This is a genomic window from Lysinibacillus sp. Y5S-8 (genome assembly GCF_036894365.1).
Classification (GTDB): Bacteria; Bacillota; Bacilli; order Bacillales_A; family Planococcaceae; genus Lysinibacillus; species Lysinibacillus fusiformis_D.
The window spans coordinates 1,776,500-1,790,440 of sequence record NZ_CP145889.1; the positions used below are offsets into that span (position 1 = coordinate 1,776,500).

At 38.3% G+C, this 13,941-nt stretch carries 16 protein-coding genes and 1 pseudogene; 9 read left to right on the forward strand and 8 right to left on the reverse strand.

Annotated features, from left to right (window positions below):
* Nucleotides 1-265: 265 nt before the first annotated feature.
* Nucleotides 266-892: a nitroreductase family protein gene (locus V6670_RS08340; RefSeq protein ID WP_338653567.1), complete on the reverse strand. Its 627-nt coding sequence runs from the start codon at nucleotides 890-892 to the stop codon at nucleotides 266-268.
* A 216-nt stretch (nucleotides 893-1,108) separates the two neighbouring features.
* On the opposite strand from V6670_RS08340, the gene V6670_RS08345 reads away from it, so the two are divergent.
* Nucleotides 1,109-3,139 (forward strand): methyl-accepting chemotaxis protein, encoded by a 2,031-nt coding sequence (locus V6670_RS08345; RefSeq protein WP_338653569.1) that lies wholly within the window; start codon nucleotides 1,109-1,111, stop codon nucleotides 3,137-3,139.
* A 37-nt stretch (nucleotides 3,140-3,176) separates the two neighbouring features.
* On the opposite strand, the gene V6670_RS08350 is transcribed toward V6670_RS08345, so the two are convergent.
* A complete protein-coding gene (locus V6670_RS08350) occupies nucleotides 3,177-4,277 on the reverse strand; it encodes a ferric reductase-like transmembrane domain-containing protein (protein WP_338653571.1) in 1,101 nt (366 codons plus the stop codon).
* Nucleotides 4,278-4,571: 294 nt separating this feature from the next.
* Here V6670_RS08350 and V6670_RS08355 point away from each other — a divergent pair, with 294 nt between their 5' ends.
* Nucleotides 4,572-5,060, forward strand: coding sequence for a metal-dependent hydrolase (locus tag V6670_RS08355; RefSeq protein WP_141902993.1), 489 nt, complete (start codon nucleotides 4,572-4,574; stop codon nucleotides 5,058-5,060).
* 42 nt (nucleotides 5,061-5,102) lie between these two features.
* Here the strand turns inward: V6670_RS08355 and V6670_RS08360 are convergent, their stop codons facing one another.
* The gene (locus V6670_RS08360) at nucleotides 5,103-5,924 is read right to left on the reverse strand and encodes a squalene/phytoene synthase family protein (RefSeq protein ID WP_082673757.1); all 822 of its coding nucleotides are present in this window, start codon (nucleotides 5,922-5,924) and stop codon (nucleotides 5,103-5,105) included.
* A gap of 229 nt (nucleotides 5,925-6,153) precedes the next feature.
* Between V6670_RS08360 and V6670_RS08365 the strand changes: the two genes are divergently transcribed.
* Together V6670_RS08365 and coaW are read left to right on the forward strand one after the other, a co-directional pair.
* A complete protein-coding gene (locus V6670_RS08365) occupies nucleotides 6,154-6,888 on the forward strand; it encodes an SDR family oxidoreductase (protein ID WP_058844671.1) in 735 nt (244 codons plus the stop codon).
* Nucleotides 6,889-7,290: 402 nt separating this feature from the next.
* Nucleotides 7,291-8,127, forward strand: a complete 837-nt coding sequence (gene coaW / locus V6670_RS08370) for a type II pantothenate kinase (RefSeq protein ID WP_058844672.1) — start codon at nucleotides 7,291-7,293, stop codon at nucleotides 8,125-8,127.
* A gap of 68 nt (nucleotides 8,128-8,195) precedes the next feature.
* Here coaW and V6670_RS08375 read toward each other — a convergent pair.
* Nucleotides 8,196-8,369, reverse strand: a pseudogene (locus tag V6670_RS08375) (DUF3885 domain-containing protein); the annotation flags it as partial.
* A 129-nt stretch (nucleotides 8,370-8,498) separates the two neighbouring features.
* Nucleotides 8,499-8,732, reverse strand: coding sequence for a hypothetical protein (locus tag V6670_RS08380; RefSeq protein WP_338653574.1), 234 nt, complete (start codon nucleotides 8,730-8,732; stop codon nucleotides 8,499-8,501).
* A gap of 197 nt (nucleotides 8,733-8,929) precedes the next feature.
* On the opposite strand from V6670_RS08380, the gene V6670_RS08385 reads away from it, so the two are divergent.
* The 3 genes from V6670_RS08385 (at nucleotide 8,930) to V6670_RS08395 (ending at nucleotide 9,710) form a co-directional block, all read left to right on the forward strand.
* A complete protein-coding gene (locus tag V6670_RS08385; RefSeq protein WP_004269369.1) occupies nucleotides 8,930-9,154 on the forward strand; it encodes a hypothetical protein in 225 nt (74 codons plus the stop codon).
* Between the two features lie 14 nt (nucleotides 9,155-9,168).
* Complete coding sequence (locus V6670_RS08390; RefSeq protein WP_255358822.1) at nucleotides 9,169-9,300, forward strand: hypothetical protein; 132 nt, start codon at nucleotides 9,169-9,171, stop codon at nucleotides 9,298-9,300.
* An 83-nt stretch (nucleotides 9,301-9,383) separates the two neighbouring features.
* Nucleotides 9,384-9,710, forward strand: a complete 327-nt coding sequence (locus V6670_RS08395) for a DUF3889 domain-containing protein (protein ID WP_141902998.1) — start codon at nucleotides 9,384-9,386, stop codon at nucleotides 9,708-9,710.
* Nucleotides 9,711-9,727: 17 nt separating this feature from the next.
* On the opposite strand, the gene V6670_RS08400 is transcribed toward V6670_RS08395, so the two are convergent.
* From V6670_RS08400 to V6670_RS08410, 3 genes are all read right to left on the reverse strand, one after another.
* A complete protein-coding gene (locus V6670_RS08400) occupies nucleotides 9,728-9,859 on the reverse strand; it encodes a hypothetical protein (RefSeq protein ID WP_338653580.1) in 132 nt (43 codons plus the stop codon).
* A 10-nt stretch (nucleotides 9,860-9,869) separates the two neighbouring features.
* On the reverse strand, nucleotides 9,870-11,219 hold the full coding sequence (locus V6670_RS08405) for an IS1182-like element ISBsp5 family transposase (RefSeq protein ID WP_338651864.1): 1,350 nt from the start codon (nucleotides 11,217-11,219) through the stop codon (nucleotides 9,870-9,872).
* Nucleotides 11,220-11,516: 297 nt separating this feature from the next.
* On the reverse strand, nucleotides 11,517-12,071 hold the full coding sequence (locus V6670_RS08410) for a DJ-1/PfpI family protein (RefSeq protein WP_141902999.1): 555 nt from the start codon (nucleotides 12,069-12,071) through the stop codon (nucleotides 11,517-11,519).
* Between the two features lie 168 nt (nucleotides 12,072-12,239).
* Between V6670_RS08410 and V6670_RS08415 the strand changes: the two genes are divergently transcribed.
* Together V6670_RS08415 and V6670_RS08420 are read left to right on the forward strand one after the other, a co-directional pair.
* The gene (locus tag V6670_RS08415) at nucleotides 12,240-12,638 is read left to right on the forward strand and encodes a MarR family transcriptional regulator (protein WP_036118202.1); all 399 of its coding nucleotides are present in this window, start codon (nucleotides 12,240-12,242) and stop codon (nucleotides 12,636-12,638) included.
* The gene (locus V6670_RS08420; RefSeq protein WP_338653581.1) at nucleotides 12,638-13,834 is read left to right on the forward strand and encodes an MFS transporter; all 1,197 of its coding nucleotides are present in this window, start codon (nucleotides 12,638-12,640) and stop codon (nucleotides 13,832-13,834) included. Before V6670_RS08415 ends, V6670_RS08420 begins: the two co-directional genes overlap by 1 nt.
* Nucleotides 13,835-13,941: the final 107 nt, after the last annotated feature.

The window sequence follows — 13,941 nt, forward strand, 5'->3', positions numbered from 1 at the left end:
GTAATATTTAGTAGAAATCGCACGAATGTACTAGAATATAATTTATTTTTAAGTCTTTGATGATGATTTTTTGAGTAATAAATACAAAAAAAACAAAAAATATCCTTGTGAAAATTATTGTGCTAGTTTTGGAGAATCATTTTTAGTGTTTTTCATTTGCTTTATACAAAACATTACTATCCTATGATGATAGAAGGTCAGAACATGCCATCGAATTCTAAAAAAAGCCATCCTACTAAAATATAGGGTGGCACTTATGCTTGGATTAAATGAATTTAGCGATATGCTCTAGCTCAATACGAGAAGAATTATATGCAGGAGCTGCTGCTTTACCAATCGCAATTAAAATGACGGGTACGATATTATCTTCTAATGCAAAATGTTGAGCGAAGGCTTCTTTATTAAATCCGCCCATTGGGACTGTATCATAGCCCATGTCTTTTGCTAAAAGCATAATTTGCATAGAAATTAGACCAGCATCAAATGTAACGATATTCTTTAACACTTCTTGTGGAAGCTGAGAATATAAGTTTATCGAGTTATTGATCATTAAATCTTTGGTTGCTTCATTAATATAACCAAGATCAAAGTTTTTCGTATAAACAGCCTCGGCATTTTCGTACATTTTTGTATCGCCTAACACGGCAATAATCGCTGAGGATGTTTCGATTTGTTCTTGATTGTTTGCGATGGCACGTAATTCTTTTTTGATTGCCTCGTCTTGAATTACTAAAAAGCGCCAAGGTTGTAGGTTGCTAGATGATGGAGCAGAAGTCGCTTCTACAAGTAATTGTTCTAATTGATCTTGTGGGATTTTATAGTTTTCGTCGTATTTACGAACAGATTTACGTTCATGCATAATTTTATTTAAAGAACTTTTTGTCACTGTCATAATTTTTTGTCTCCTTCATTATATGATGCGTTTTTTACTATACGATAAACGCATCCATTTTCCAAGTAAATTGCTCGAATTGAAGAGTCTTGAAAACAGGATTTATTATCTGCCTATCATTTAAAAAGTTACAAAAAAAATATATTTTTATAGAGGTAATCCATTTATACTAGAAGATAAATAGAGCAAAAATAACAGGCATGGAGTGACAGACAGATGAAAAAACTATTAGGAAATTTAAATCTTATGGAAAAAATAGGGATACTTATTCCTATTATTATTGTTTTTCTAGGTGGTATGTCCTTCCTTAATTATTTGAGTGCATCACATGAACTTGAAAGCTCTATTGAAAATGAAATGTCTATACTGGCAGATGATGTAACAGGCTCTGTTGAGAGCAAATTACATGCGCATATTCAGTTGATTTATAGTGCAAAGACAACGATAGAATCAGCTGACAGTATGATGACGAGAGAGCAATTTATTCGCTATGTACAGCAGCTATTGCCATACAATAAGGAAACTTACGGTATGGGGTTATGGCTAGAGGAGGATGTGGCAAAGGGTGAAATTTTTGGCCCGTACGCCTATAAAGAAGGAGAAAAAATTGTCTCTACGGATACGTATGAAGATCCAGCCTATCATTTTCATGAGCAGGAATGGTATCGCAACAGCATCCACTCGAATAGCATTGTCCATACAACACCTTATTTTGATGAGGCCTTAGGAGAAATGTTTATTTCATTTGGCACACAAATTGTGAAAGATTCTAAGCCACTGGGGGTTATTACAGGGGATTATGTGTTAGATTCTATCCAATCCATTGTCTCTGATGTGCAAATTCGACAGAGTGGCTATGCCTTTTTAATAGATGATAGTGGGAATTTTTTAACGCATCCTGATGTAGATAAAGTAAATAAAGAGACGATTCAGCAATTTTTAAATATTCCTGTTGAGCAGCTAGCTGAGCAGAAAAAGCTAATACAGACAACGATTGATGGGAATGACTTTACGCTACAATATCAGCAAATTCAGAACATGCCGTGGAAATTGGTTTTACTTGTTCCTACAGATGAGCTTTACAGTGAGGTACAGGCGATGCTTCAGCAGCAAATCGTGATTAGTGTGGTGCTTATTGCCCTGATCACCATCATTATTTATTTCCTTGCTCGCTATATACGTACGGAAGTGAAAACGATGAATACATATTTAGGCTACCTTGCTACGGGTGATTTAACGAAACAAATGGCCATTCATACAAAGGATGAATTTGGTGAAATGGCACAGTACTATAATGAGTCTGTGGAAGGGTTAGGGTCTATGATACAGCGCATTGTTGCTGAAACGGAGACAGTTGCCTCCACTGCCGAAGAATTAACAGCCAGTGTACAAGAGGTTAATAAAACCGTCACGGAAGTAGCTGTTTCTATGCAAAATGTGGCTGAAAATACGAGTTCACAGCAGCAGGTGAGTGGTCAATTAGCAGGTGTCACAACACAATTAGGGGATGACATGAAGACTGCCATGGACGATTTACAAGAGGCAGTGCAACAGTCGGTAACAACCTCTCATTTAGCTACAGGGGGCTCGCAAAAAATACGGGCTTTTGTGGATGACATTGTCCAGCTTCATGCACAGGTAGACAGCAGTGCTAATCTGGTGAGTAGCCTGAAGGTGCAATCCGCTCAAATTGAGCAAATGAGTCAACTTATTTCTGCTATTACTGACCAAACCAATTTATTATCTCTCAATGCCGCTATTGAGGCGGCACGAGCAGGCGAGGCAGGAAAAGGTTTTGCCGTTGTAGCTGGTGAGGTTAAAGCACTTGCTGAACAGACAAGCAGAGCCTCTTTAGACATTGCGAAGGTCGTGCTGACGATTCAGGACCAAATGAATGAGGCGGTGGACATGATGGAGCAAAGTCGAAAAATTGCTCGCCAAGGTATTGGTTCTGTCCAGCAAGCAGGTACTACCTTTGATACGATTGCTAGTGCCATTGAAGGGCTCCAAATGACGATACGAAAAACGAGTAATACAACAGCAGATGCTTTTAAAAACTTGCAGGAAGTGACAGCACAAGTGCAGATGATTAACCAACAGGCGATGGCAACAAATGATCATACATTAAATGTTTCCGCCATCACTGAGGAACAAGCCTCCACCATGAATGAAATGGCTGTAGCCTCTGAGCAGTTAGCACAGCTTGCTCAAAATTTGCAGGAAGAAACAGCTGAATTTACTGTCTAATAGTAGGGCGTACATCGATAGGAAGATGTACGCCTTTTTAGGATCTAAATGAAAAAGCTTCCCACTCCACGCTTTTTGTAGGCAGAGCCGATTTGAATTGTTTAATCATTTTGGGGGGTCCACAAATAAAAACAGTTGTTTCAGCAGATAGTGACAGCTGATGGAAGGATAGCTTTTCTTCGTGAGCTGTATTAATAAAGGTGACAGTGAAATGATCGTTCATTCGAGCATAGCTCTGTAGAAAATCTTTGTAGATGGCATTGTCTTGACCATGAAAGGAATAATACAAGTCAATTTTCTTATCAGGCTTTGTTTGTAAATAGGCAAGAAAAGGTGTAATGCCCATGCCACCAGCAATCCAAATTTGCTGATTGGCCACTCGATCAAAGTCAAAATGACCATATGGCCCAGCTATGGCAACTGGTGTATTGAATTGAAGATCGTTGTAGAGCTGTTTCGTATAATCTCCAACGGCTTTGATTATTACCGTGATTTGTTCGCCATTACCACCAGTAATAGAGAAGGGGTGTGGCGCTTTTTCGATACCCTCTTGAAAAATTTTTAAAAAGAGAAATTGTCCTGGTCGATAGTCGAGTTTTTTTGTGAGTGTCAGCTCAACTTCAATCACATGGGCGTTCAGCCTTTGAATGGCTGAAACATGACCTGTATATGGAAAGAACATATCTTGATACATTGTCAACATATACAGAGCAGACATAAAACCAATCGTTGTTGTTAGTGCTGTGAAAATGCCTAAAGGAGAAGGTTGTAATAAATCATATTGGCTAGAAAAATAAGCATGATAAATACCGAAAGTATAGGGTACAAGTAGTAAACGATGTAGCCAGCGCCAATGCTCATACTTTAAAAATTTTGCAATGAACGCTAGGACAATTAGGGCAATAAAGCCATATTGGGCAAGCTCACCAAGGTCTTTAGCGAAGTCTTTTAGTGAGGTTTCTTGTATGTCTGCCTCATCAGGAATCATTTTTTGCAACTGGCCATGCAAGAGGATGAATCCAAGTGAAAGGATTGCGAGTAATTTATGATAAAAATAAACATGCTCAAGACTAGAAAACCAACGCTCTAACAGTTTCATTCTGGTAGCCAATAAGAACACAAGAAATAAACTAGTCATGGCTAAGCCTCCAATGAGATGGCTTAGTATGTCCAATGGATGGATGGGCTCCATAGGTGTAGCGACATACCAAAGTAAAGCACTAGTGCCCATTATGCAAAAGATAAAAAGTAGTCCTTTATAAGCTCTCATATATAACCTCCATCCCTATTTTTATCCATATTCTATATCGCTATACAAATAATGAGTTGAAAAATATTTTCGAGCGTATGTTCGGAATGTACGTTCCCTTTCGGGCGGAATTATGGTACAGTAAGAAGGAAAAAATAGAGAGAGAAGGAGTGGAAGTAATTTATGCAAGGGAATACCCATATTGTTGGGGGCATCACAGCAAGTCTCGCCTTTGCACAGTTTTCAAATGATAACCCACTTGTCTTAGTAGGGGCAGGTGTTATCGGTGCATTACTTCCAGATATATGTCATAGAGGTAGTAAAATCGGTCGAACATTTCCCATCCTAGCGAAGCTGGTTAATACGGTGTTTGGGCATCGTTCCTTTACACATAGTTTGCTTTTCCTATTGTTCGTTATGGTGGCGTTACATACTTTGATTCCTTACAAAGCAATATCCATTGGGATTATTATAGGGATGGCTAGTCATATCCTACTTGATATGTGTACAAAAAAGGGCGTTAAACTATTTTTCCCAGCGACTGTATCCATTCGTTTTCCACTTACAACGAAAACGGGTAGCAAGGTGGAAGGGATCGTACTTATGTTGCTTTCGATGCTGTCCATCTATTTGAGCTATGAATTGATTGTCAAATTTATAGATTCGATATAAATTAAGAAGAGCCCCAGTATTGGTTTACTGGGGCTTTTGATGTTAGTCAGCTTGTACCTCTTCCACAGTTTGCTCTACTTCGGCGCGCGTCATTTTTTCTCGACCTTCTTGCATCGCCTTCAACGTTTTGTGGGCTAAGGCAAGTGGTAGGCGGCAAAACAGCAGAATGGTACGTTTATTAATATCTTTCATATAGAGGTCTGCTTTGGCTAAATTTTCTTCAGCATAGACAAACAAATCTTCGCGTGTCCAGCCATCAGGCACGAAGCTGACACCACGTTCATCTAAATCCTCATGCTGATTACGTAAGATGTTGACAGCCTGGAGTCCACGACCATAGCCTATTGCTAGCTCACGATCAGTTTGAACGTTGGCACCCCACGCCCAAAGCTCAGACAGCATCGTCCCTACAAGCCCTGCCACGTAGTATGTATAATCATCTAAATCCTCGCGTGTATGCACCTGCCAATTGGCCTTTGCCCATTTGGCCATACCAAAAGCCATTTCGCTTGTGGAAGCCTGAACAATTTTTCGCGATTCCTCAGGGCAAAATGTTAGCCAATCTGCTAATCGAAGGGATACTTCTGGCAGTTGATCGGCATAAGGTGCTAATAATGCTTGATAAGCTTCTTTATTAAATGTGTCCTTTAATAATTCACTTGTTGCGGACAATAAATCAAATTTCACATCATTCGAAAGCTGTTCATGATCTTCCATTTCATCAATGGCACGCATGGCTAAATAGGCAGCAGCCACCGATATCTTTAAATCATTTTTTAAAAAAGTAATAGGTATATAAAACGTGCGGCTTGTATCTTTTAAAACCTGCATCGCTTCTTTGTAAAGTCTTTTTTGTTCGTTCACTTGTATTCCTCCGTTCAAATGGTTCCATATCTATAGTATATCGTATCGTAAAAAAAGGGAAAGATAAAACAGATTGTTCATATTTAGAGAGATATTCTTTGAAAACGATTACTACAAATGATATAGTTTAATAGTAAACTATTTAAATCTATACTTTTATGATGGTCAATAAGAGTGGATTTATACTAGTATAGCTACATCAATTTCAAATGAGAGGAAGTTTAATGAAATGGGACGTTTAAATAATAAAATTGCTATGATTACAGGCGGCGCTTCTGGTATGGGTGCAGCGATGGCTAAACTGTTTGCACAAGAAGGTGCTACAGTAATTGCAGCTGATATTAATGAAGAAAACTTAGCAAAAATTTCTGAGCTAGAAAATGTAGAGGGAATGAAATTAGATGTTTCCTCTGACGACAACTGGGCAGATGTAACAAAAGCAATTGTTGAAAAATATGGTCGCATTGATATTTTAATTAATAATGCGGGTATTTCATCAGAAAAAGGACCCGATCAAATTACACAGGCAGACTGGTCAATTATGCATAATATCAATGCATTTGGACCATTTCTTGGCATTAAACATGCTGCGCACTATATGAAAGAAGCAGGCAAAGGCTCCATTGTTAATACATCGTCTTACACAGCGATTATTGGGGCAGGCTTTAATGCCTATACAGCCTCTAAAGGTTCTTTACGTGCGATTGCTCGTGCAGCAGCTTCAGAGCTTGGTGCTTTCAATGTCCGTGTGAACACGGTATTCCCTGGTGTTATCGAAACACCAATGACAGCCAAATTATCAGAAGCAAAAGAGGCAATGGATATGTTAGTAAGAGCTACACCAATGGGGCGTCTTGGTCAACCAGAGGAAGTAGCAAATGCTATTTTATTTTTAGCATCAGACGAGGCTTCTTACATTACGGGTGCCGAGCTTGTAATTGATGGTGGCTATTCAGCACGCTAGTTAAATATAGTAATTGGAAAGTGGAAATGCCTGTTCAAGCAGTGCATTTTCACTTTTTTTGTTTTTTTAGTAGAATGAGGATAAAGCTTTAGAAATTCGTCAAAAAACAGCTATTGATTAGATAAATTTTGATATTTTTCGTGATTTTTTCAAGAAAGTGTACGAAGTTATTGCACAATCATTTCAACAGCGTTAAAGTTTAGAAAGGGCAAAAATGTCATTACACGATTTGGGGGACTGTACTGAGCGTTTAGCTTTTGTACGAATAAAATCAGGGGTCAGGATTTTGGCATACATAACTCCTTGCAAAATCCTGGATACCAAAGAGGGCATGAATTTGATGAATTGCCTGAATCATAGCGTAAACCGTCATATTACGTAATAAAAACAAAGGAGAATTGTATGCCAAAGGCTATAGGTATTGATACAGGCGGCACATTGACAAAGGTTGCTTATTTAGATCAAGACAATGAACTTGTGTTAACAACCTTTCCGTCGAATGATTTGCAATCTGTGACAAAATGGATTATTGATCATCCAGATATTGAGGATATTGGTGTTACGGGGGGACGTACAGAGCAATTACTTGATGTCATTAAAACAATGAAATCGATTCATTATATAGTGGAATTTGAAGCTACATTAAAAGGTGTCCGATTTTTGCTTAATAAAGAAGGCTACTTTTTTGAGCGCAGTATGATTACCAATATTGGGACAGGTACGTCCATTCATTATATGGAAGGTAATACACATATTCGCGTTGGTGGGACAGGCGTTGGTGGTGGGACACTAATTGGTTTGTCAGCGCTTACAACGGGCATTACAGATTACAATGAAATCCGTGAAATGGCTGCCAATGGCAATCGTGAAGGAATCGATTTATTGGTCAAGGATATTTATCAAGGCATGGATACACCGATTGACGGTCATTTAACGGCTAGTAACTTTGGGAAAGTAGGCATTACAAAGTCGATAAAGCATCCTGCTGAGGATATTATTGCGACCGTTCAAGGACTAGTAGGCGAAGTCATTACAACACTCAGCATTCAATATGCGGAGGAAAAAAATGCACAGCATATCGTTTATATTGGCTCCACATTAAGCAATAATGATCATCTTACCCGAGTGATTGCAAATTATACACGCACGAAAAAGCATACACCTGTCTTTATTAATGACCATGGCTTTTCTGGTGCTGTCGGAGCATTACTTAATATTACAGAATATACAATTGTCTAACGATTTAAGGACATAACATATTGTATGACAACTAGTTATGTCCTTTGTTATTCAACTACAATAAGATGTTATTTAAACACTTTATCTATTTTGTCTTTATCATAATCTAATATCCAGTCATTGTATGTATAATAAATGTCTCGTATAGATTCAGGTGAGGTAGCAAGTAAATCACAGCCTCTATCATCGTAAACGTGAAAAATGGTTTTCTTTTTGATATTTAAAAAATATATCCTATGAAATTTTGTTTTACCTGAACCTATTCCACCATTTAAAAATTGAGCTAAGAAAGTATTGATAACTCCTCCGTAAGCTACTATTAACAGCTTCCATGCTACTAACGATTTTTACATAATCCATTAATAACACCATCATTTAATCCCAACGCTTGTAAATACATAACCATGAGAAATCTCACCATTGGGACTTTTAAGATAATCAATTGGTATCGAAGAATTAATCAGTATTATATACCATTGCTCATAACTCATTCCTGTTGTAGTTTTAAACCTTACTTCTCCTTTTGTTTTCCATTCCTCAATTGTTATTCCAAGTACTTCTTTAAGTTCAATAGTTGTGCTGCTACTAATTTTTTCTACAACCAAATAGCTCTGTTAGCTGAAGAAGAAGGGGAGAATAAAGTTTTTATGTTATATTTTTATATTATACATAATATTCCGATTATTGGGTATATATTTAACATCAAATTGGTCATGTTCATTTTTTTTACAAATAGCGAAGAAACTTACCTACATGAAAACATCTCTAACTGAACAAATTAGGTAGTAGGAGGTGAAGCTACGTGGGAAAGCGTAATAATCGAAACAACAGTAAAACCATGAATATGAGAACACATAATCCTTTTGGCACTTACAAAAGCAAAGACCTCGATCGAAGTAATAGCAATAATAACAACCCAAATGACAACTTGAATGAAGAGTTCGCGGCAGAATTTGATGCAAAGGCTAAAAATAAAAACAATAAAACGAATCATGATAAAAACCAACAGTCGAATAAAACAAAATAGTGGAGGTACAAATCATGGCAAAAAAGAATAAGACAAGCTTTAAAAAGAAAAAGAAGGAAGATACACACAAAAAGAATGATCGTGAGGAATACTCAGCAGAATTTAATCAGGTCATTCATAATAATCCCCAACAGCCAAAGCAATAAACACCAGCTGCTCCAAAGTCTTTTGGAGCTCTTATTTTTTACTGTTTGTGCTGCTTTATACAGTCAAAAAGGGAGTGATTCAAGTGAGAAAATTTTATTTACTTGGGCTTCTTTTTGTTTCTCTAGCTATGTTTATACAAATACCAGTGGTTGCCAATGCACAACAAGAAACACCAGCTTATGCAAAATGGGGACAGTTGGCCATCAAAGAGGTAAAGGCGAAATATCCTACGGCTAAAATTGTGGATTATTTGCATGAGGGTAAGGAAGTGCAGGGAGCATCAACCATTGAGAAATTTAAGCTTTGGCTGAAGCAGCCTGACAAGGAATTTGGTGTTCATGTCAGAATCAGCTACAAAACCACAACGCAGGAAGTAGAAAAAATTGAATTTCAAGAAAGTACTTCATAAAATAAGGATGCCCTATTTTAGGCATCCTTGCAGACTGTAGACAAAAGCCCATCGAGAAGTTCACTCTCGATGGCTTTTGTCATTTTTCTTTCGCTTTCATTTTCAATATTTAGTAAATCACTGCCGATTCCAACATACTCTTCGAGCATAGTTGCTCTCTTAAGCTACTTGCCACGTCCAAGTAGCCAGTTTCTTTAAATTCATGGCAGCAAAAGTAAGCATCGCCTGCATGGACAATTTTTTTAGACCTCTTAAGGTTGTCCATCGCATACCATGCTTTTCTTTTGCATCGGCAAAGACACGCTCAATCGTTTCTTTGCGCTTTGCATAAATCTGTTTGATGTCATAGGAATGGCGTAAATGTTCAGCTTCCTCCACATACGACTCCCAAATATGGCGTTGAATGAGTTTTTGATGATGCTTACTTTCTGTACATTGGGAAAGGCTTGGACACTTCGCACAAATCAAAGGATTCGATTTATATTGGCGATATCCTTCCTTCGTCGTTGTCGCATACTTCAATATCTGCCCTTGTGGGCAAAGATAACAATTATAGTGCTCGTCATATGTATACTCGTGCTTTCGGAAGAATCCATCTTTCGTTTTAGGACGTGTATATGGAAGAACAGGCAACATTTGATTCTCTAACAAAAAGTTCGTAATCGCTGGTGTTTTATAGGCTGCATCTGCCGCAACGGCGATTGGTTTTTGAACGTTTTGAATGACCCTTTCAACAAGTGGCTGCAATACATGGCTATCGTGCACATTTCCCGGAGTCACAATGGCACCTAAGACAAAGCCTTTTTCATCTGTGGCTGCATGAAAGGAATATGCAAACTGCTTCGTACGTTCATCCTTCACGTAATACCCACTTTCAGGATCTGTCGTGCTTTCCTTTATTTCTTTCCATTCTTCCTTTTCAAACTTCTCCGGGGGAAAGGGCTTTTTTCCGTGTTCTTCACGGTCCATATTTAACTCTAATTGAAGCTTCTCTTCATAAGCTCGTGTTTCTTTTCGCACGACCTTTTTATCATACTTCCGTTTATTCGCACTCGCTTTCACATGCGTGGAATCAATAAATAGATGGTCTGCATGGAGGAGTCCCTGATGCATAATCTCTTTTAATATACGATAGAATATCTGTTCAAATATATCGGTGTCTTGAAAGCGACGGGCATAATTTTTACCGAAGGTAGAGAAATGCGGGACTTCTGTATGGAAGCCAAATCCTAAAAACCAGCGATACGCCATATTCGTTTCAATTTCTTTGATCGTTTGACGCATGGAGCGAATGCCAAAAACATATTGAATAAACGTCATTTTGAAGAGAACGACAGGATCAATACTAGGACGCCCATTAGGTGAATAAAGATTTTCTACTAAAGGATAGATAAATGAAAAATCAATAGCAGCCTCCAGTTTTCTCACTAAATGATCGTTGGGAACTAATTGATCAATCGTTAACATTTCTAATTGTTCACGTTCATTGGTTTGATTCTTCGTCATCATGCTTCATCACCTCAAAAGTTTACTTTTCAACACCCTATGTAGATAGAGTACTTTATGTAGAAGTTGATTGGAACGAAGGGCGGCGACTCCTGCGGGAAAAGCGGGAAAGTCGAGATCCTGGACTGAGCGAAGCGAGGGAAGCAGCTCGACCCCGCCCGCGGAAAGCGTCCGCCCGTAGTGGAAATCAACGGCTTTACTTTATTTCATTGTAAAAGAAAAAAGACTGTAGGCAAACTCAAAATTCATCGAGTTTGTCTACAGTCTGTAAGGATGCCCTATTTTAGGCATCCTTGTTCTTTAACCTTCTAGTTTTTGAATAAATGCACGCATTAAGCCTGGTAAATCAGGCCATGCATGCCCACTTATTAAATTACCGTCTGTGTGAAGGTTGGCATCAATGTAAGTTGCTCCTGCCACCTGCACCTCAGGCTTGCAGGCAATATAGGCTGTTAGCTCACGCCCTTTTAGCACTTCAGGAATGGTCGCGAAAATTTGCGCTGCATGACAAACGGCTGCAATCGGTTTATTCGTTTCAAAGAAGTGGCTTACTAGTGCTGGGACATGCTCATTCAAACGAATGTATTCAGGTGCACGTCCACCAGGAATAATGAGCCCGTCGAATTGTGTTGGATCAATAGCAGCAAAAGCAGAGTGGGCCTCTAATCCATAGGCAGGACGCTCGATATATGTATCGACGCCCTCTACAAAGTCGTGTAATACGGTTTGTAATTTCTTAGCGGATGGTGCTGCAATTGTGACATCATACCCTGCTTCAAGACAACGATAATAAGGATAAAAAATCTCTAAAGCCTCTACTGCATCTCCTGCGAGTATTAAAACCTTTTTCCCCATGCTTCCATCTCCTTTACATTGTAAATCTACTAAGTTTTATTCGACACTTGCAAAAAATTTCCTGCTTACAGTAGGGCTACCTTTCCAAATTCCTTGCTTTACAAAGGAAAAAATGAAGCGTATAGTATTTATTTAACTAGGTAAATAAATTCGCAGGAGGTAAACAATATGAATCCAATATTTCATGCTTTATTCCAAAAAAGTCGGTATTTAACGAACTGCTTAAATGAAGTATTAAAGCAGCATCATTTATATAGCTCCCAATGGGCCATTTTATATTGCTTACATAAAAACGGGCCAATGACCTTAACACAAATTTGGAAATATTTAAATGTGGAAGCGCCCAGTATTACAAGAGCTATTACACGACTAGAAACATTGGGCTGGGTCCAACGATTGGATGGAGAGGATAAGCGAGAAAAAATTGTGACCCTTTCCGCTTTAGGGGAGGAGCGCTTACCAGCGATCACAGTAACCATATTAGCATTTGAGGAAGAAATGGTTGGCTCTTTAACTGTTGAGGAGCAGCAGCAGTTTCTGAAGTTATTGGAAAAAATGAAAGGTTGATGGACATGCAGCAAGAAGAAAATACACAAATATGGACGAAGCGTTTCATTAGCCTCTTTTTAACGAATATCTCTGTATTTTTTGTTTTTTATGGACTTGTAACGACTTTGCCACTCTATGCGATTGGTGAACTACATCAGACAGATAAGGAAGCGGGCTTATTATTGTCAGGCTTTTTATTGTCAGCTATTATTGTACGCCCGTTTTCAGGTAAGTTATTAGATGTTTTTGGCAAGAAAAAACTGTTAGTCCTATCTATAGTGGGCTATTTTATCTGTACCGTTTTATATTTATTTATTCATCCTTTTGGACTTTTACTTGGTCTTCGTTTTATTCAAGGGATTTTCTTTAGTATTATCACAACAGCTGCTGGATCTTTAGCGGCTGATATCGTTCCTGCTAAACGAAAAGGGGCAGGGTTAGGCTACTTTACGATGTCTACGAATCTAGCTGTCGTCATTGGACCATTTATCGGCTTATTATTAATTCAATATAGTACCTTTAATGTCTTATTCATAGTCATGAGTATATGTATTCTAGCAGGAGGGATTTTAGCATTAACGGTCAATACAGATGATTTACCGAAGCCAGTGCATGAAGGAAAACTAACTTTTAAATTGAATGATTTATTTGAGCGTAAGGCGCTTCCTGTTGCAGCAATTGCCAGCCTCGTCGCTTTTTCGTATGCCAGTGTGCTATCCTTTTTATCGGTCTATGCACAGCAAAAGGATTTAATGGCTGTAGCTAGTCTCTTTTATGCAGTATTTGCAGCGGCAATGCTCATTACACGTCCATATACAGGAAAACTTTACGATACGAAGGGACCGCAATTTGTCATTATTCCTGGCATTATTTCCTTTGCCATCGGTCTAGTCATGCTAGCATTTGTTGAAGGACCAACGTTATTTTTAAGTGCTGCTATTTTTATAGGCTTTGGCTATGGAGCTGTTACGACTAGCTTGCAAGCATTAGCAGTCCAATCCACTACCATTCAACGAAGCGGCTATGCAACAGCAACCTATTTTACAATGTTTGACCTTGGTATCGCACTAGGTTCGTATATTTTAGGAATGGTAGCTGTACAGGCAGGCTATGCTTCTGTCTATTTATCGGGTGCAGGCTTACTGGGGGTTGTCTTTATTATTTATCTATTACGCCTTGCAAAGATGAAACCGAAAAAAGTAGTGCATATATAGTCAAACAGTTGGGGTTGTGCCCAACTGTTTTTATAATTGTCCCAGCCTCATTAAAATAAATTTTGTTCATTTATAAGAAAGATACGATCTATAAAAAGTTTTAATGA